This is a genomic window from Acidimicrobiales bacterium (genome assembly GCA_036378675.1).
Taxonomy (GTDB): Bacteria; Actinomycetota; Acidimicrobiia; order Acidimicrobiales; family Palsa-688; genus DASUWA01.
In genome coordinates this window covers 53487-71451 of record DASUWA010000031.1, presented here as the reverse complement: position 1 = coordinate 71451, position 17965 = coordinate 53487, and the positions used below count along the sequence as shown (strand labels likewise).

Annotated in this window: 15 protein-coding genes and 1 riboswitch; of the genes, 14 read left to right on the top strand and 1 reads right to left on the bottom strand. The window is 66.7% G+C overall.

Annotated elements, in window-relative coordinates:
- Nucleotides 1-10 precede the first annotated feature (10 nt).
- Together VFZ97_11165 and VFZ97_11160 are read left to right on the top strand one after the other, a co-directional pair.
- Nucleotides 11-1645, top strand: a complete 1635-nt coding sequence (locus tag VFZ97_11165) for a CocE/NonD family hydrolase (GenBank protein ID HEX6393995.1) — start codon at nt 11-13, stop codon at nt 1643-1645.
- A 71-nt stretch (nt 1646-1716) separates the two neighbouring features.
- A complete protein-coding gene (locus tag VFZ97_11160; protein HEX6393994.1) occupies nt 1717-2664 on the top strand; it encodes a redoxin domain-containing protein in 948 nt (315 codons plus the stop codon).
- Nucleotides 2665-2692: 28 nt separating this feature from the next.
- Here VFZ97_11160 and cobO read toward each other — a convergent pair whose 3' ends face one another.
- Entirely contained in the window at nt 2693-3217 is a 525-nt protein-coding gene (gene cobO, locus VFZ97_11155) for a cob(I)yrinic acid a,c-diamide adenosyltransferase (GenBank protein HEX6393993.1), read from the bottom strand.
- Between the two features lie 146 nt (nt 3218-3363).
- A riboswitch (cobalamin riboswitch) is annotated at nt 3364-3549 on the top strand.
- A gap of 30 nt (nt 3550-3579) precedes the next feature.
- Here cobO and VFZ97_11150 point away from each other — a divergent pair.
- From VFZ97_11150 to cysS, 12 genes are all read left to right on the top strand, one after another.
- Nucleotides 3580-4092 (top strand): bifunctional adenosylcobinamide kinase/adenosylcobinamide-phosphate guanylyltransferase, encoded by a 513-nt coding sequence (locus VFZ97_11150; protein ID HEX6393992.1) that lies wholly within the window; start codon nt 3580-3582, stop codon nt 4090-4092.
- Nucleotides 4089-4793 carry an adenosylcobinamide-GDP ribazoletransferase gene (locus VFZ97_11145; protein ID HEX6393991.1) on the top strand — a complete coding sequence of 235 codons (705 nt, stop codon included), beginning with the start codon at nt 4089-4091 and terminating at the stop codon, nt 4791-4793. The genes VFZ97_11150 and VFZ97_11145 overlap by 4 nt, the downstream gene beginning before the upstream one ends.
- Before the next feature lie 22 nt (nt 4794-4815).
- On the top strand, nt 4816-5814 hold the full coding sequence (gene cbiB, locus VFZ97_11140) for an adenosylcobinamide-phosphate synthase CbiB (protein ID HEX6393990.1): 999 nt from the start codon (nt 4816-4818) through the stop codon (nt 5812-5814).
- The gene (locus VFZ97_11135) at nt 5814-6800 is read left to right on the top strand and encodes an aminotransferase class I/II-fold pyridoxal phosphate-dependent enzyme (protein HEX6393989.1); all 987 of its coding nucleotides are present in this window, start codon (nt 5814-5816) and stop codon (nt 6798-6800) included. The genes cbiB and VFZ97_11135 overlap by 1 nt, the downstream gene beginning before the upstream one ends.
- A complete protein-coding gene (locus VFZ97_11130) occupies nt 6797-8335 on the top strand; it encodes a cobyric acid synthase (protein HEX6393988.1) in 1539 nt (512 codons plus the stop codon). Before VFZ97_11135 ends, VFZ97_11130 begins: the two co-directional genes overlap by 4 nt.
- Nucleotides 8332-11832 carry a cobaltochelatase subunit CobN gene (locus VFZ97_11125; GenBank protein HEX6393987.1) on the top strand — a complete coding sequence of 1167 codons (3501 nt, stop codon included), beginning with the start codon at nt 8332-8334 and terminating at the stop codon, nt 11830-11832. The genes VFZ97_11130 and VFZ97_11125 overlap by 4 nt, the downstream gene beginning before the upstream one ends.
- The gene (locus VFZ97_11120; GenBank protein ID HEX6393986.1) at nt 11829-13649 is read left to right on the top strand and encodes a VWA domain-containing protein; all 1821 of its coding nucleotides are present in this window, start codon (nt 11829-11831) and stop codon (nt 13647-13649) included. The genes VFZ97_11125 and VFZ97_11120 overlap by 4 nt, the downstream gene beginning before the upstream one ends.
- A 65-nt stretch (nt 13650-13714) precedes the next feature.
- Nucleotides 13715-14299, top strand: a complete 585-nt coding sequence (locus VFZ97_11115; GenBank protein ID HEX6393985.1) for an adenylate kinase — start codon at nt 13715-13717, stop codon at nt 14297-14299.
- Nucleotides 14300-14319: 20 nt separating this feature from the next.
- Nucleotides 14320-15552, top strand: coding sequence for a kynureninase (kynU, locus tag VFZ97_11110; protein HEX6393984.1), 1233 nt, complete (start codon nt 14320-14322; stop codon nt 15550-15552).
- A gap of 98 nt (nt 15553-15650) precedes the next feature.
- Nucleotides 15651-15815 (top strand): hypothetical protein, encoded by a 165-nt coding sequence (locus tag VFZ97_11105; protein HEX6393983.1) that lies wholly within the window; start codon nt 15651-15653, stop codon nt 15813-15815.
- Nucleotides 15816-16127: 312 nt separating this feature from the next.
- On the top strand, nt 16128-16826 hold the full coding sequence (gene npdG / locus VFZ97_11100; GenBank protein ID HEX6393982.1) for an NADPH-dependent F420 reductase: 699 nt from the start codon (nt 16128-16130) through the stop codon (nt 16824-16826).
- Nucleotides 16827-16833: 7 nt separating this feature from the next.
- A complete protein-coding gene (cysS, locus tag VFZ97_11095) occupies nt 16834-17964 on the top strand; it encodes a cysteine--tRNA ligase (protein ID HEX6393981.1) in 1131 nt (376 codons plus the stop codon).
- Nucleotide 17965 lies beyond the last annotated feature (1 nt).

Below are 17965 nucleotides of genomic sequence, written 5' to 3'. Positions count from 1 at the left end.
GGAGGTGGGGATGTCTCTTCCCAGCTGGGTGTTCGCGAAGATCGGCCGTTTGCCGCCGGCGCTATCCACCGAAGTGCGAGTCGACCGTGATCTCGAGGCAAAAATGCCCGACGGCGCCATCCTCCTGGCCGACCGCTGGTACGCCCCGGCCACCGCGGACTCCGATCCCGTCCTGCTGCTCCGCTCGCCGTACGGAAGGCGCCAGCTAGGCGTCTACGGCCGCCTTTTTTCCGAACGCGGCTACCAAGTGGTGATCCAAAGCTGCCGGGGGACGTTCGGCTCGGGAGGGAGGTCGTTCGACCCGTTCCGCAACGAGCGTGCCGACGGACAATCGACCCTCGAATGGCTCGCCGACCAACCGTGGTTCACCGGGTCCGTGGGTACGTTCGGGCCGAGCTATTTGGGACTCGTCCAATGGGCCGTCGCCGCCGACCCTCCTCCCTTCGTCAAGGCGATGTCGTTGCAGGTGACGACCGCCCGGGTCAGAGACATCGTGTATCCCGGAGGCTCGTTCGCCCTCGAAACCGGCGCCTTTTGGGTCAATCAGGTGCAGATCCAGGAGCTTCCGGTGCGGAAGTTGCTGTGGCGGATGCTGGCGGGCCGGCGGAAGCTGGCTCTCGCCTACACCACCCTGCCGCTCGAGGACGCCGACACGAAGGTGCTCGGGTCGCAAGTCCCCTACTACCAGGACTGGCTCGTCCACGACGCGATCGACGATCCGTGGTGGGAGCCGCTCGACTGGTCCAAAGAGGTCGACCGCACCCCGCCGGCGACCATGATCGCCGGCTGGTACGACATCTTCCTTCCCGGAGAGCTCGAGGACTTCCGCCGGCTTCGGGACGCGGGTAGGGAGGCGCGTCTGACCATCGGTCCCTGGACCCACACCAGCATCGGAGCGGGCTCGACGTCGATCCGCGACGGGCTCGATTGGTTCGGGACCCATCTGCGGAACGGGCCGGCGACTCAGCGACAACCCGTTCGGTACTTCGTGACCGGGTCGAAGCGATGGGTCGAGGCGGCGAACTGGCCACCGGCGTTCGAAGTGGAGAGGTGGAACCTGCAAGGGGGGCGGTCGTTGTCGGTGGACCGGCCGTCGCGTGGAGTGCCGGACAAGTTCCGCTACGACCCGGCGGACCCGGCGCCCGGACTCGGGGGCCCCAGCCTCGACCCGATCAGATCAGGAAAAAGGAAGCAGCGACGGCGTGAGTCACGGCCCGACGTGCTCAGTTACACGAGCGCCGCCTTGACGAGGGATCTCACCGTGGCCGGGCCCGTCAACGCCGAAGTCTGGGTGCGCTGCAGCCGGACCGCTTACGACCTCTTCGTCAGGCTTTGCGACGTTACTGAGCGGAGGAACTCGTACAACATCTGCGACGGGATCATCAGGATCAAGGAAGGCGACATCGAAACCTCGCCGGACGGTTCGGTCCGGGTGCGCCTCGCGCTCTGGCCGACCGCCCACACCTTCAAAGCCGGGCACCGGATCCGGGTGCAACTATCGAGCGCCGCCCACCCGCTATATGCACGGAATCTCGGGGGAGGCGAACCGCTCGGAACCGCAGCGGCTCTCTTCCCGGGTGTTCTCGAGGTGTTTCACGATTCCGAGCATCCGTCCGCCGTCGAGCTGCCGGTAAGCGCGCTCTAGCGGCAGAACCGGGGGAAAACCAGGGTCTTCGACGGGCGCGACTTCGAGACCAGTCCACCATCGTTGGAAACGTGTTCCGACGAAGTCACATGCCGGCCCTCGACGGTGCGGCCGAATGGCTCAACTCCGAGCCTCTGACCACTGCCGAGTTGCGGGGCCACGCCGTAGTGGTCGATTTCTGGACGTTGACGTGTATCAACTGGCTTCGCACGGAGCCGTACGTCCGAGGTTGGGCGCGCGCGTACCGAGACGACGGGCTGATCGTTATAGGCGTCCATACTCCCGAGTTCTCCTTCGAGCACCAGGTCGACGGCGTGCGACAGGCCGTGTTCGACCGAGAAATCGACTATCCGGTCGCGATCGACAACGACTACAAGATCTGGACCGCGTTCGACAACCACTACTGGCCGGCGCTCTACTTCGTCGATCCTGACGGCGTCATTCGCGACGAGCATTTCGGGGAGGGACGCTACGAGCAGTCCGAGCGCACGATCCAACGGCTCCTCGGAGTGCAGCGTGAGCTCATCAAGGTTGAAGGAGCCGGCGTCGAGGCGGAAGCCGACTGGTCCCACCTGCGAACACCCGAGACGTATCTCGGCTGCGGCCGATCGGAGAACTTCGCGTCACCCGGTAAGGCGTTGCTCGACGAACCCGGCAGCTATGAGCTGCCCGAGCGTCTCCGCCTCAACCAGTGGGGGCTCAGCGGGGCATGGACGATCGGATTCGAGAGCGTGGTCGTTGACAAGTCAGGCAGCGGCATCGTCTTCCGGTTCCACGCCCGCGACGCGCATCTCGTGCTCGACAGCCAAGCCACGGATCCGATTCCATTCCGGGTGCTACTCGACGGAGAGGCGCCCGGATCCGCTCACGGGGTTGACGTCGACGAGGAGGGTATGGCGACCTTACGGGAAGGCCGTCTCTACCAACTGGTGCGCCAGCGGGGTGCGGTCGTGGAGCGAACCGTGGAGATCAGATTCCTCGAGCCGGGCGCCGAGGCATACGTATTCACGTTCGGGTAGGAGTCGCTCGCCTCGCCGGGGCAGCTACTCAGTACTCGATGCCCTTCTTGGCCTTGATCCCTTGGTCGTAGGCGTGCTTCAGCTTGCGCATCTCGGTTGCCGTGTCCGCGAGCTCGAGCAACTCCGGCGCAGCATCTCGACCCGTGAGCACGACGTTCGTGCGGGGCGCGCGGTTGGTGACCCCGTCGACGACGTCCTTGACGTCGACCCATCCGTATTTCACCGCGTAAGTGATCTCGTCGAGTATCAGAAGGTCGTATTCACCTGAGCGAAGCTTCTCCGCGGCGACCTCCCACGCATGGCGGCCCTTTGCCGCGGTCTCGTCGATGTCGGTGGACTCCCAGGTGAACCCGTCGCCAAGCGTGTGCCACTCGATGCCGAGATGATCCGCGAGCTTCCGCTCGCCGGTCTTCCACTTACCGCCCTTGATGAACTGGACCACACCGACCTTCCAGCCCCGCGCCCACCCGCGTGCCATGACCCCGAATGCGGCCGACGACTTTCCCTTGCCGTGCCCGGTGTTGAGAAGGACCAGCGACTCAGATCGCGCCATCGGCTCCGAAGATTAAATCGTCGGGGGCCCGCGCCGAGCTGTTTCGCCCCGCCTCGCGGCGTCCCCGCTCCTGACGGAGCGGGAAAACGACCGCCCGGCACGCCGCTCCAGCCGGCGCCGGCGATGTACCCGCTTTCGTTTCGGAGCCGCTGAAGTGAGACGCGGCTAGTGTCATAGCCGCAGCGCAGGGAACCCGGTGCGAATCCGGGGCTGTCCCGCAACTGTCACCGGGGAGCAATCCTCCATCGAATGGCCACGGCCCCTCGGGGCGGGAAGGCCGGAGGGGAGCGGATCCGGGAGCCAGGAAACCTGTCTGCCCGCATGTCGGAGGTGCGCGAGGACGTGAAATCGGAATTGGTCAGGTGATCACCCTTCTGCTCGGTGGGGCGCGGAGCGGAAAATCAGAGCTCGCTGAACGGATCGCGGCCGGGCTTCCAACCCCGGTCACTTACGTGGCAACCGCTGATCCGGGGGAGGACGAGGACTTCGCCCGGCGGATCGAGGAGCACCGGCGCCGCCGGCCTGCGGGCTGGAAGACCGTCGAATCCGGGCAGGATCTGATCGAGAGCCTGCGGGACCTGAGCGGCACGGTTCTGGTGGACTCGCTCGGCACCTGGGTGGCCTCGCTGCCCGGCTTCGCGGTCGATGCTCGTTCTCTGGGCGAGGTGCTCACTGCTCACCACGGAGACCTGGTGATCGTGTCCGAGGAAGTCGGCTTAGGAGTCCACCCGTCGACGGACGTCGGAGGCCGATTCCGTGACGCCCTGGGCACCCTCAACCGATCCGTCGCGCAGGTCGCCGACGAGATCCTGTTCGTCGTGGCCGGATGCACCCTCCGTCTGGATAAACCGTTCGCCGAAGACGTGCTCGGATGAGAGCGGCGGTCGCGTTTCTTACCTCTGTCGGAGGAGCTCGACGTCCGAGCCCTCGGACGCTCGACTGGTTCGGAGCGGTGGGAGCGGCACTCGGAGCGCTCCTCGGCTTGGTGTGGTGGGCGGCGGGCAAGGCGTGGACAGTCTGGGTCGCTGCGGGAGTGCTCGTTATTGCCGATCTCGCGTTGACGGGGATGCTTCATTTCGACGGTCTCCTGGACTCCGCCGACGGTTTGCTGCCTCCGATGGACCGGCATCGCCGCCTGGACGTGATGGCTTCTCCCGAAACCGGTGCCTTCGCGGTTGGCGCCGGCGGCGCCACGCTGCTGCTTCGCTGGGCAGCGCTCGCCGCGATCAGGCCTACGCTCCTGCTGATCGCGGGTCTGTGGTGTCTTTCTCGCACCGGAATGGCCGCCGCTGTGCGATACCTGCCGTACGCACGTGCCGAGGGCGGCCTGGCGACCGCCTTCGCCGGCAAGCCCAGACCTTGGGCGATCGTCCTTGGAGTGGCGGGGTCCATCGGGCTGGCGTGCGCTTGGCGGCCGCTTGCGGGACCGGTCGCGGTCGCGTGCGCCGCCGTGGCTGGTGGGGGAGTCCTGTGGCTCGCGTTCAGGCGCATCGGGGGTTACACGGGAGACGTACTCGGAGCCTTCGGCATGGTCGCCGAGACCGCCGGGCTGCTTGTGGCGGCCGCGCGCTGGTGAGCACGAGTACCGGTATCTGCCGATGACTGCTGTGCTGACCCGATCGGCGGCGGTGGCAGCCGGGCTCGCCGCGGACCGGTTGTTCGGCGAGCCGCCGGCCGCGATCCACCCGGTGGCTCTTTTCGGAAAGACGATGCAGGCGGCGGAGCACAGGCTGTACTCGAACCGGCGGTCGGCGGGCGCCGTTTACGCGGGTCTGGGAGTCATCGGCGCCGCGGCGCTCGGGCGAATCATCAGCCGCCCTCGCAGAGCTGTGTCCCGATTCGGGTCCCAACGGGTGTCATGGACCGCATTGTCGGCGGCGACGTACGTTGCCGTCGCCGGTCGGGCGTTGACAGAGTCGGCGTCTCGCGTCGCTGACGCGGCATCGCAGGGAGATCTCGCGCTGGCGCGAGCTCGATTGCCGGAGCTGGTCGGAAGAGACCCATCGGGCCTCGGTACCGAGGAGATCTCCAGGGCGGTCGTCGAGTCACTGGCCGAAAACACCGTCGACGCCGTCGTTGCGCCGGCCTTCTGGGGTGCTGTCGCCGGCGCGCCCGGGGTGCTGGCTTATCGAGCTGTCAACACCCTCGACGCCATGGTGGGGCATCGCTCTGATCGCTACCTGCGCTTCGGGTGGGCGGCAGCGAGGGCCGACGACTTCGCGGGGTGGATCCCGGCAAGGCTGACCGCGGTTGTCGTCGCATGCTCGAGACCGGCGTCGGTGTCGCGGGTCTGGCGGGCGGTGCGGCTTCAGGCGCCGGCTCACCCGTCCCCCAATGCCGGAGTGGCGGAGGCGGCCTTCGCGGCCGCGCTGGGGTGCCGGCTCGGAGGAGTCAACGTGTACGGGTCCCGGGTCGAAGAGCGGCCTCTTCTCGGGCAGGGACCCCCGGCTTCAATCGGCGACATCGGGCGCGCCGCCGCTCTGAGCCGGGATGTGGTCGCGCTTCTCGCCGCGCTCCTGAGCGGCCCTTCGATCATCCGCGTCATGAGAGCGAGTCGCGGGCGCGGGGCGCGCGGCAATGAAAGGAAAGACGGCTGATGGTCTCGGTAGGCCACGCCCCTCCGCCGAGCGCCCACGGGGGAGACGGTGCCCGTCTCGCCCAAAGCCTCGGCATACCCGTCGACGACGTGCTCGACCTGTCCGCAAGCCTCAACCCGGTAGCTCCGGATGTACGCAGGTTGCTGGCACGGCATCTGGAGTCGCTGAGCCGGTACCCCGATGTGACAGACGCCACCAACGCTCTTGCGAATGCGATGGGGGTCGATCCCGGCCGCCTCGTTCTGACCAACGGCGGCGCTGAAGCGATCGCGCTCGTCGCCGCCGAGCTGCAGAGCGGTTGGATCGAGGATCCCGAGTTCTCGTTGTATCGCAGGCACCTTCTCCACGTTGAGCCCAACGCGCCGCGCTGGCGGTCCAACCCGAACAATCCGAGCGGCCTCCTCGCCGGATGGGACGAGACCGCTGAAGTGTGGGACGAGGCGTTCTGGCAGCTGGCGACCGGCAGTTGGACCAGAGGTGACGCCGACAACGGGTCAATCGTCATCGGTTCGCTCACCAAGTTGCTGGCCTGCCCTGGATTGCGAATCGGATACGTCATCTGCCCGAGCGAGGAGGTTGCCGGCAAGATCAGGTCGCGCCAGCCGCAGTGGCCTCTCAACGGCCTGGCCGCATCGGGGCTTCCTGAGCTCCTCGAGACCATCGACCTTCGCGGTTGGGCCCGCTCGGTCGCACAGCTACGGGGGGATCTCGAGCGCCTGCTGCGCGACACTGGCTTCGATCCGCGCCCTTCGGACGCCAACTGGTTGCTGCTGGAAGCGCCCGGTCTCCGAGACGAGCTCGCCCAACGGGCGATCCTGATCCGGGACTGCAGCAGCTTCGGTATGCCCGGCGTGGTCCGCATCGCGGTCCCGCCCGAGGGTGGCCTCGAGCGGCTCGAAGTGGCCTTGGCCCACCGACGTCCCAGTGGACGTCCCACTGGACGTCCCAATCGATGTCCCAATCGATCTGATGGAACCCCGGCGTGAGCGGCTCGGATCGGCTCGCCGGCGGACTGATGGTATGCGGTACTTCCAGCGACTCCGGAAAGACCACGCTGGTTACCGGTTTGTGCCGGGTCCTCGCGCGACGAGGACTCAAGGTCGCACCGTTCAAGGGGCAGAATATGGCCCTCAACTCGATGGTCGTGGCAAGTGGGGCGGAGATCGGTAGGGCGCAGGCGGCACAAGCGGAGGCGGCCGGCGTCGAGCCGGAGGCCGCGATGAACCCGATCCTCTTGAAGCCGTCCGGCAACCACACCAGCCAGGTGATCGTCATGGGGCGGCCGTGGGCGAGCCTGGACGCTCGCGCCTACCAGGAGGTCAAAACCGAGATGTGGCCCGTCGTCACCTCGGCGCTTGCGGACCTCAGAACTCGGTTCGACGCGGTCATTTGCGAGGGGGCCGGAAGCCCGGCCGAGATCAACCTGCTCGAGCACGACCTCGTCAACCTGCGATTGGCGCGCCACGCCGAACTGCCCGCGCTGTTGGTCGGCGACATCGATCGGGGAGGAGTTTTTGCGTCCATCTTCGGGACGCTCGCGCTCCTGCCGCACGACCTCGGCGGCTGCATCCGTGGCATCGTGATCAACAAGTTCCGCGGCGACCGGTCGATCCTTTCTCCAGGACTCGAGGATTTGGAGCACCGCACTGGAGTCCCCACACTCGGGGTTCTTCCGTGGCTCGAAGGCGTCGACTTCGACTCGGAGGATTCCTTGGCGCTGCGGCGTCTACACCGCGAGATTCACGCGCGGCGAGAAGGTTCGGTGGTCGATGTCGCAGCGATCGCATTCCCACACATCTCCAACTTCACCGATCTCGATGCGCTCGCACTCGAGCCCGACGTGAATGTCCGGTTGGTCGAACACCCGGGCGACCTCCGGCAACCGGACTTGTTGGTCCTGCCGGGTACCAAGTCGACGCTCGCCGATCTGGACTGGCTGAAGGAAACCGGGCTGGCCGGTGCGATCACTGAACTCGTCGGTCAGGGTTCAAACCCGCCGGTCGTCCTCGGCATATGTGGCGGTTACCAGATGCTTGGGGAACGGATCGAGGATGCCGTCGAGTCACCAAAGCCTCGTGTCGCAGCTGGACTCGGGCTCCTGCCCGTCTCCACGATCTTCCAGCCGACGAAGATCACCGAGCGGCAAGCAGGGATCGCGTTCGGCCAAACGGTTACGGGTTACGAGATCCATCACGGCAGGACGGCTTCGAGCGAACCGTGGATCAGGCTCGGCGATACGGGAGGCAACCCGCGGCACGAAGGCAGCAGCACCCGCGACCGAAGGATCCTCGGTACCAGCCTTCACGGTCTCCTCGAATCCGATGCCTTCCGGCACGCGTTCCTCGCCGATATAGCTGGCCGCGCCGGAAGGACCCGGACACCCACCCGCGTGTCGTTCAACGCCGCACGGCAAGCGCGTTACGACCGGATCGCGGACGCTGTGGAAGAGCACCTCGACGTCGCAACTGTCGAGCGGCTGATCAAGGAAGCGTCCATAGGTGAAGGTCACACCGGCTCATGATCCTCTTCCTCACCAACGCGCCGACCGAGATCCTCGCGCTGCGCTCGATCGTCGAAGGTCTACCGGACGACTTTCCCGACGTGAGAGCCGCCAACCCGTCGGTCATGCAAGCAGTCCCGAGCCTCGAAGGGGTTTCACTTGTGGTGGTGCGGCTTCTCGGGGGCGCAACCGCGTGGCCGGCGTTCGCCGAGTTTCGGAACTCCTGCGTTCGGTTGGACGTCCCGTTCGTGAGCTTTAGCGGAGAAGCGGCTCCCGACGCGCAGATGACCGCTGCGTCGACCGTGCCGAGCGCCACCGTTGCTCAAGCGTTCGAGTATCTGGTGCACGGAGGCCTCGCCAACCTGGAGAACTTCCTGCTGTTCCTCTCAGACACCGTCCTCATGTCGGGGTACGGCTTCGAGCCTCCGTCAGAGGTTCCGGCGACGGGCGTGTACTACCGCTCGACGACCACGCCCGAGTTGCAGGACGTGGCACACCATCCCCATGTCCCAGACCATCCCCATGTAATAGTCCTCTTCTACCGGGCCCATCTCATTGCCGGTAACACGAGGTTCGTGGACGACATGTGTGCGGAACTCGAGAGCAAGGGCGCGCAGGTCACCGCGATCTGGTGCTACACGCTGCGCCCCGACGCGGCCGGCTTCGTGCCCGCCCTCGAACTGGTCCGGGAAAACAAGCCCGACTGCGTGATCACCACCGTCCTTGTTTCGGGCGGCTCGGCGGGCGACGGTTTGTCGTGGGACGCGACGGCGATCGGATCCCTCGGCGTCCCGGTGGTGCAAGCGGTGACCGCAACGACATCTAGAGCGGAATGGGAACTCGCATCCACCGGGCTTTCCCCGATCGACGTCGCCATGCGAGTCGCGATCCCGGAATTCGACGGGCGGATCGTCTCTGCCCCGTTCTCCTTCAACGAGGAGGTCGACGACGGTGACAGCCTCGGCATACCGGTAAACGCCTACCGCACCGTGCCCGATCGGGTCGCACGTGTCGCCGGGCTCGCCGTCCGTCTGGCGCAGCTCCGCCACACGCCGCCCAGCAATCGCAGGATCGCGCTCGTCCTTTCGGCCTACCCGACCAAGCGAAGCCGCATCGGGAACGCCGTCGCGCTCGATACGCCGGCATCTGTCATCGCCCTGCTTCGCGCGTTTCGAGGCGCCGGCTACCGAGTGGACCGCATACCCGAGAATGGCGACGCCCTGATGGCTGAGCTGATCGAAGCGTTCACCTACGAACGGGACGCCATGACGACGACCCAGCTTGCGAACGCCCCCGGCCGGCTACCCGAAGAGGACTACCTCTCCTGGTGGTCCACCCTCCCGACCGCACTCCGCTCCGATGTCGAGGGCTACTGGGGCGACGCCCCCGGTACCGCCTACCGCGACCCGGTCACCGGCGATCTCGCATTCGCCGGACTCGACCTCGGCGGCGTATTGGTGACGGTCCAACCACCGCGGGGATTCGGTGATCAGCCGGTGGCCATCTACCACTCGCCTGACCTCCCGCCGACCCATCACTATCTCGGCTTCTACCGGTGGCTCGACGCTGTCTGGAAAGGCGACGCGATCGTCCATGTAGGAAAGCACGGCACCCTCGAATGGCTGCCCGGCAAAGGCGTCGGCCTCTCGGCGGCCTGCTACCCCGACGCGGCTCTGGGCGACATGCCACTCGTCTATCCGTTCGTCGTCAACGATCCCGGCGAAGGCACCCAGGCCAAGCGCCGCGCCCACGCCACGGTGGTCGACCACCTGGTACCTCCGATGACCCGCGCCGACACCTACGACGAGATCGCCCGTTTGGAGCAGCTGCTCGACGAGCACGCTCAGGTCGCCGCGCTCGACCCCTCGAAGCTCCCCGCCATCCGGGAAAAGGTGTGGGACCTCGTCGTCTCCGCCGACCTCCACAGTGACCTCGGCGTTGACCGGCCGCCGGAAGGCGACTCGTTCGACGAGCTGGTCAACCACATCGACGGGTACCTTTGCGAGCTGAAGGACGCGCAGATTCGTGGGGGACTCCACGTTCTCGGTCACCCGCCCGCCGCCGAAGCTCGCATCGACCTCCTTGCGGCGTTGACCCGCCTGCCTCAAGGCTCCGTTCCCTCGCTCAGAACCGCCGTCGCGGAACGGCTCGGAGCCGAACTTGGCGAGAGCTCATCTCGCGAGGACGTCGATGCAGTCGAACTGGAGTGCCGGCGTCTTCTGACCCGCGAAGCGGAACCACGATCCGATGGTGAACGCGCAGTCCTGGAATGGGTCGACGAATTCGCCACGCCGGCCCTCGACCGGACGCCCGAGGAGATAGACAACGTTCTCGCTGCTCTTGACGGCCGGTGGGTGCCGCCCGGACCGAGTGGCGCTCCAACCCGGGGCATGGCGCATGTCCTCCCGACCGGACGGAACTTCTATTCCGTCGATCCGAAGGCCCTTCCGTCGAAGCTGGCCTGGGAGGTCGGGCGCGGCCTCGCAGATCGCCTCCTAGACAGGTACCTGGCCGACGAGGGTCGGTACCCGGAAAGCGTCGGGCTCGTCGTCTGGGGAACTTCCGCAATGAGGACAGGTGGCGACGACATCGCAGAGGCGCTCGCGCTGCTCGGCGTTCGACCGGTATGGCAGGACGAGTCGGGCAGGGTGACCGGCGTGGAGCTGATAACCGACGAAGAACTTGGGCGGCCTCGCATCGACGTCGTGCTCAGGATCTCCGGGTTCTTCCGCGACGCGTTCCCGCACCTCATCGCCCTGCTCGACGAAGCGGTCGAGTTGGCCGGATTTGCCGACGGCGATCCCCGGATCTTCGGGGCCAAGCCGGGCGCGTACGGTTCGGGGATACTGCCGTTGCTCGAGAGCCGTGACTGGCGGACCGACGAGGATCTGGCCGCGGTGTACATGGCTTGGAGCGGTTACTCCTACGGCCGTCGTGGTCTCGGCCTTCCGGCCGAAGAAGCGATGCGCAGACGCTTCGCCGCCATCAACGTCGCGGTCAAGAACCAGGACAACCGCGAGCACGACATCTTCGACTCCGACGACTACTTGCAAGATCACGGCGGGATGATCGCGACCGTCCGCGCTCTCACCGGTCGTGCGCCGGCGGCGGTGTTCGGAGATTCCGCCGATCCGGCCCGACCGAGGGTCCGGACGTTGGAAGAGGAGGCCGCGCGAGTGGTGCGCACTCGCGTCCTCAACCCGAAGTGGATCTCGGCGATGATGCGCCACGGCTATAAGGGAGCATTCGAAATGGCCGCGACGGTCGACTACCTGTTCGGCTACGACGCGACGGCCGGGATCGTTCGGGACTGGATGTACGAGCGGGTTACCGACGCTTATGTGGGAGACCCGGAGGTCAGGAAGTTCTTGGAGCAATCGAATCCGTGGGCGCTCCGATCGATGGCAGAGCGCCTTCTCGAAGCCGCCGACCGTGGAATGTGGGCTGCCTCATCTGGCGCGCTCGAAACGCTCCGCGGCGCCGTGCTCGAAGCTGAGGGTTGGGAGGAGTCGAGGTGAACTTGCTGCCCTTTTCGGCAGTTGTGGGCCAGGAGGAAGCGAAGCTCGCGCTTTTGCTGAACGCAGTCGACCCGAAGATCGGTGGCGTTCTCCTACGAGGGGAAAAGGGCAGCGCGAAGTCAACTCTCGCGCGGGGGCTGGCGGACCTGCTTCCCGGGTCGTCACCGTTCGTGGAGCTGCCCGTGGGAGCGACCGAGGACCGCGTCGTCGGAACGATCCACCTGGCGGCTGCTCTCACCGGCGGAGAGAAGCGGTTCGATCCGGGCCTGCTCGCGCTTGCCGACGGCGGAGTCCTCTATGTCGACGAGGTCAACCTGCTGCCCGACCATCTCGTCGACGTCCTTCTGGATGTAGCGGCGAGCGGGGTCAACTTCGTCGAAAGAGAGGGCATCTCCCATTCGCACCGCAGCCGTTTCTTGCTGGTCGGGTCCATGAACCCCGAAGAGGGAGACCTGCGCCCGCAGCTGCTGGACCGCTTCGGTTTGGCCGTGGATGTTCGCTCCTCGACGGCGCCCGATGACCGGGCGACGGCAGTGCGCCGGCGGTTGGAGTTCGACGCCGATCCAGAGGCTGTGAAGAAAGACTTCGCCGGGGCACAGGCCGCGCTCGCAAAGCGGCTTTCGGCTGCGACGCCGGCGACGCTTTGCGACGAACTCGTCGCGAGCATCAGCGCGTTGTGCGCGTCGGTCGGAGCCGAGGGACTCCGAGCGGACCTGACCATCTGCCGCGCGGCGGCCGCGCTCGCCGGCTGGGAGGGAAGGGACGCAACGACCTCCGAGGATGTGCGTCGGGTAGCTCCGATGGCGCTGGTGCACCGCGCTCGGCGGGATCCCCTCGATCCAGCAGGGATCGATCATGATGAGCTCGATTCGGCTATGGACGAGCACCTCGGGGCGGGCGAGGAAACGGCCGCCGGAGATCATGGAGAGCTCAGGGATCACCCTGAGGCCAGTGATCGCCGAGAGGCCAGTGATGGTGCGGAGCCGAGGGAACCCCGTCCGGGCCTGATCCCCTTGCCTTCCCGAGGGAATGGGCCGCGCACCTCCGCCGCCGGCGGGGGCAGCAAAGCTCGGGCCTCTCGCGGGCGGCTCATAGGCGACCGGGTTCCACGCGGCCCGATCGCCTCGGTCGCGGTTGGTGCCACCGTGCGCGCGGCGGCAGCACGCCGTTCGGCGATTGCAGAACCGGATCAGCCCCTCGTGGCAGAGGGAGATGTGCGTGAGGCGGTGAGGGAGCACAGCCAGGCTCATCACGTCGTCGTTGCGGTCGACGCCTCGGGATCTATGGGCGCCCCCCAGCGGGTCGAAGCTGCCCGCTCTGCCGTCCTCGGGCTCCTGGTCGACGCCTACCAGCGCCGCGATCTCGTGTCGCTCGTCAGCTTCCGGGGTGAGGGGGCCGAGCTGCTGCTGCGCCCGACGTCCAGCGTGGAGGTGGCAAGAGCGCGGCTCCAGGTTCTACCGACAGGCGGACGCACACCTCTGCATGCGGGACTTACCCGTGCGCTAGAAATCGCCAAGACGAAGGCGTCGACGCATCGACCGCTGCTCGTTGTGATCACCGACGGCCGGGCGACCTTCGCCCCCGACGGGCTGGACCCGCTCGAGGCGGCCACGAGCGCCGCGGATGCGATCCGTCGGGCGGGCGTGGACTCCGTCATCGTGGACGTGGAAGGAGCCGGGGGCGGCCCGATTCTCGGGCTCGCCAGGCAGCTGGCCGAACGCATGGGAGCGCAACATGTTCCTGCCGGCGCGTTCAGCGACAACCCGGCCGGCACGGTCGAGCGCGTGGCGCGCGAACGGACCGGGCCGGTGGCCTGAGTGTTGCCATCGAGTGGGTCGCTCCCGGCAGCCCCGCTTCCGCGAGCCCGCTTGTATGGTGTCGCATGCGCTTGTTGATGGTGGCTCCGCCGGGTGCGGGCAAGGGGACTCAAGCTGCAAAGCTTGCCTCCCACTACGGGGTCGCTCACCTGTCGAGCGGGGACCTTTTTCGTAAAGAAGTCGCGGCCGGCACGCCAATCGGACGGATTGCAGCGGCTTACCTGAAGCGCGGCGACCTCGTTCCCGACGATCTGGTGATGCAAATGCTCGCCGGCCCGGTGCTGCGCGCCGCGCGGGCGGGTGGATACGTGCTCGACGGGTTCCCGCGCACCTTGCGCCAGGCGGAGGAGGCGTACGCGTGGGCCATGCAGGTCGAGGGCGTGGAGCTCCAGGCCGTGGTTCATCTGATCGTCAGCCGCGACGAGCTGCTTCGACGTCTGCTCGCTCGCGCCGAAGCGGAAGGTCGAACCGATGACACGATCGAGATCATCGAGCACCGGCTCGACGTTTTCGACAACGAGACCGAGCCGTTGTTGGGCTACTACGCCGGCAGGGGCCTGGTCGTCGACATCGACGGACAGCAGCCGGTCGAGAAGGTGTTCGACGACATCATCTCGTCGATCGAGTCGGAACGCGCCGGCCGCCGCTGAAAGAGGAACCGTCTGGAGGCGTGGACCGAGCGCGGGCGGAGGCGCTGGACCGGTCGGACCCGCTCGCGTCTCTTCGTGACGAGTTCTTCATCGACGAGAGCGGCCCGATATACATGGACGGCAACTCCTTGGGAAGGTTGTCGCGGCGGGTAGCGGATGCGTTGAGCTCGGGCATGGGGGAGTGGCGCTCGAAGGTGGTCGGCGGGTGGCACGAATGGGTCGAACTACCTTTCGCGGTCGGGGACCAGGTTGGGCAGCTGATCGGGGCAGCGCCAGGTCAGGTGATGGTGGGCGACTCCACGACCGTGAACCTGTACAAGCTCGCCAGCGCGACGCTCTCGCTCCAGTCGGGCCGTTCGGTGATCGTCTGCGACGAGAACGAGTTTCCGACCGACCGTTACGTCTTAGCAGGCCTCCGAGGAACCGAACTTCGACAGATCCGGTCTGATCCAATCGAGGGAGTCGACGTCGCAGATCTCGATTCAGCCGTGGACGACCAAACCGCTCTTGTGTGCCTCTCGCATGTCAACTACCGCTCCGCTGCGCGCCTCGACATTGCCGAGGTCACCTCGTTGGTTCACAGCCGAGGCGCCGTGATGCTGTGGGACCTCTGCCACAGCGCCGGCGCGGTTCCTGTCGACCTCGATGGTGGAGAGGCGGATTTGGCCGTCGGGTGCACCTACAAATACCTCAACGCCGGGCCCGGCGCACCGGCGTTTCTCTACGTGCGGCGCGATCTGCAGTCTCGGCTGCGCTCGCCGATTTCGGGCTGGTTTGCCCAGCGGGACCAGTTCGAGATGGGGCAGGTGTTCGAGCCGGTGGAGGGGGTGGGTCGTTTTGCGGCTGGCTCGCCGCCTGTGCTCGGTCTTATAGCAGTGGACGCGGCCGTCTCGGTCCTGCTGGAGGCGGGCCTCGACAGGCTGTGGGAGAAGTCGCAGGCCCTGACCGAAAGGCTGGTCGATCTGGTCGCCGAACGCCTCGAGCCGCTTGGTGTTCGGCTCGGGTCGCCGGCCGACCCGTCGAGGCGAGGGGCCCATGTGTCGCTGATCCACCCGGAGGCGTGGCCGATCTGTAGCTCCCTGATCGCGCGGGATTTGGTGGTGCCCGACTTCCGGGTGCCCGACACGATCCGACTGGGGCCGGCGGCGGCGTATACCCGTTTCGTTGATGTGTTCGACGCGGTCGAGCGGATTGAGCATCTGCTCGGCGGCGATTTGGAACGAAGCGCTGAAGGCCGGCCTCGGGTGAGCTAAGGAAGGTTTTCCGCTACTCGAGCGGCTTGCTACTGGCGACCCTCCCAGCCTCTATCTCCACCCGCCACGGTGCCTTCGTGACCCCGTAGGCATGCCAGGTGGCAGATGACATCACGACTCGTAACGGTTGTCCCGGTGCGGTGATCGGCGGCTTGGACCGGGACAAGTCAGCGATCCTGCGGGAGCTTTCGGTTTCCGGTCCCGGTGTCACCACGATCGTGGCGGCGCTTGGCTCCGCCGACAAGCACCGCCATGACTCCTGACATTCTTTGCACTCGGCGGTGAGGAAGACCACCCTCAAGTTGGCGACATTTGTCTCCACTCCCACCGGCGAGCCGTTCGGCGACACTCCTGATATCGCCGGAGCCGGCGACCCGGGCGGCAGAGGCCGGCTCCGCAAGTCGCCGCCGACTACCCGAGGAACCCGAGGAGTAGTAACGGCCCGTCGTAGTCTGGATCGCAGCGAATCGACAAGTGCCACCTTCCAACGCTAACGGCGAAAACGATGTCCAGCTGGTCGGAGGGTCGGATGCGTCGAATCGACCCGTCCGGCCCTCCCGTGCAAGTCTGCCCGGGTGCAGATCGGAGTTTTGGGAGCGACCGGACCGGCAGGACACGCGGCGGTTGTGCAGTTCGCCGGCGCCGGGCACGAGGTCCTGGTCGGATCGAGAGCGCTCGAGCGGGCTGAGGAGACGGTTCGCGACTTGCGCGACCGGTGGCAGGATCGGGACCTGCGTCTGGTCCCGGCGGACAACGACACCGCCGCCGACGCCGAACTCGTCATCGTCGCCACACCCTGGGAAGGGATCCTCGCCACCGTTACCGCCCACGAATCCAAGCTCGCTGGGAAGATCGTCATAACCATGGCCAACGCCCTCACCAGATGGGGCAAGGAGATGGTGCCGCTCCTTCCTCCTACCGGTTCGGTGACCGTTGCCGTCGTCCGGGCGCTGCCCCGATCGAGGGTGGTGGGCGCCTTTCACCATCTACCTGCCGGTCCCTGGAGCGACCTCGACCACCCTCTCGAAGCCGACGTCATGGTCTGCTCGGACGACCGCGACGCAGCCGCGACGGTGATCGGCCTGATCGACCAGCTGCCGGGTTTACGCGGTGTCGACTCAGGCGGCGCCTCCAGTGCGCTGGCGATCGAGGCTCTCACTCCGGCGTTGCTCGAGGTGAACCGGCACTACAAGACCCACGCTGCCATCCGGATCACGGGCCTCCCGGAACGCGACCTTCCCGGTCGGGAACAGGCGCTCACCCCGGGAGGTTGACGGACCCGTGCGCCTTTATGACACGGCGAGGGCCGAAGTAGTCGATTTCGAACCGGGACACGTCGTCCGCATGTACACGTGCGGCATCACCCCGTACGACTCCGCGCACCTGGGACACGCCGCCACCTACATTGCGTACGACATCCTGCAACGGAGGCTGCGGGACCTCGGCCACGAGACACGCTGCGTGCGCAACGTGACCGACGTCGACGACGACATTCTGCGCAAGGCCAAGGAGCTAGGCGTCCACTATCTCGATCTTGCCGCCGAGGAGGTCAGCAGGTTCGACGCCGACATGACCGCCCTGGGACTGCTGCCTGCATTCTCCGAGCCCCGAGCAACGTCGGCAATCCCCGACATCCTCGGTTTCATCGGAATGGTCCTCGAATCCGGTCACGCCTACCAGGCTGGGGGCGGTGTCTACTTCGACGTGTCGTCGTTCTCCCGGTTCGGGCAGGTGAGCCATCTCGACCGCTCCACGATGCTCGAGCTTGCTGCCGAGCGCGGGGGCAACCCTGACGATCCTCACAAACGTGACCCTCTCGATTTCGTGCTTTGGCAGCCGTCGGCGCCGGGCGAGCCGGAGTGGCAGTCGTTGTGGGGTCCGGGCCGGCCGGGTTGGCACATCGAGTGCTCCGCGCTGGCGTTGCGCGAGCTCGGGGAGACGATCGATCTGCACGGTGGGGGATGCGACCTTATCTTCCCGCACCACGAGTGCGAGGCCGCGCAGTCGGAAGCAGCGACAGGTTCGCGTTTCGTTCGGCACTGGATGCACGTCGGGCTGGTCCGCCTGGATGGGGTGAAGATGTCCAAGTCGCTCGGCAACCTGGTGTTCGTCCACGACCTCTTGAAGGACTGGGCTCCGCAGGCGATCCGTCTCGCGGTGAGCTCCCACCACTACCGAGACGAATGGGACTGGGACGACGGACTCATGCGTGAAGCGACCGACCGGATCGAGCGCTGGCGGGCTGCCGGCGCAGGCGACGCTGCTCTCGAGGAGGTGCGAGCAGCGCTCGACAACGACCTCGACACTCCGGCGGCGATAGCGGCGATCGATTCGGCGGCCTCGTCGGGAAGGGGTGTATCCGAGCCAGCGGAGCTCCTCGGCATCACGCTCAAGCCGAACGGAGATCGTTAGC

Coding starts and splice junctions, on each gene's coding strand:
- VFZ97_11165 (HEX6393995.1), top strand. CDS start 11: ATGTCTCTTCCCAGCTGGGTGTTCGCGAAGATCGGCCGTTTGCCGCCG.
- cobO (HEX6393993.1), bottom strand. CDS start 3,217: ATGGCGCGATCTGAGTCGCTGGTCCTTCTCAACACCGGGCACGGCAAG.
- VFZ97_11145 (HEX6393991.1), top strand. CDS start 4,089: ATGAGAGCGGCGGTCGCGTTTCTTACCTCTGTCGGAGGAGCTCGACGT.
- cbiB (HEX6393990.1), top strand. CDS start 4,816: ATGACTGCTGTGCTGACCCGATCGGCGGCGGTGGCAGCCGGGCTCGCC.
- VFZ97_11135 (HEX6393989.1), top strand. CDS start 5,814: ATGGTCTCGGTAGGCCACGCCCCTCCGCCGAGCGCCCACGGGGGAGAC.
- VFZ97_11125 (HEX6393987.1), top strand. CDS start 8,332: ATGATCCTCTTCCTCACCAACGCGCCGACCGAGATCCTCGCGCTGCGC.
- VFZ97_11115 (HEX6393985.1), top strand. CDS start 13,715: ATGCGCTTGTTGATGGTGGCTCCGCCGGGTGCGGGCAAGGGGACTCAA.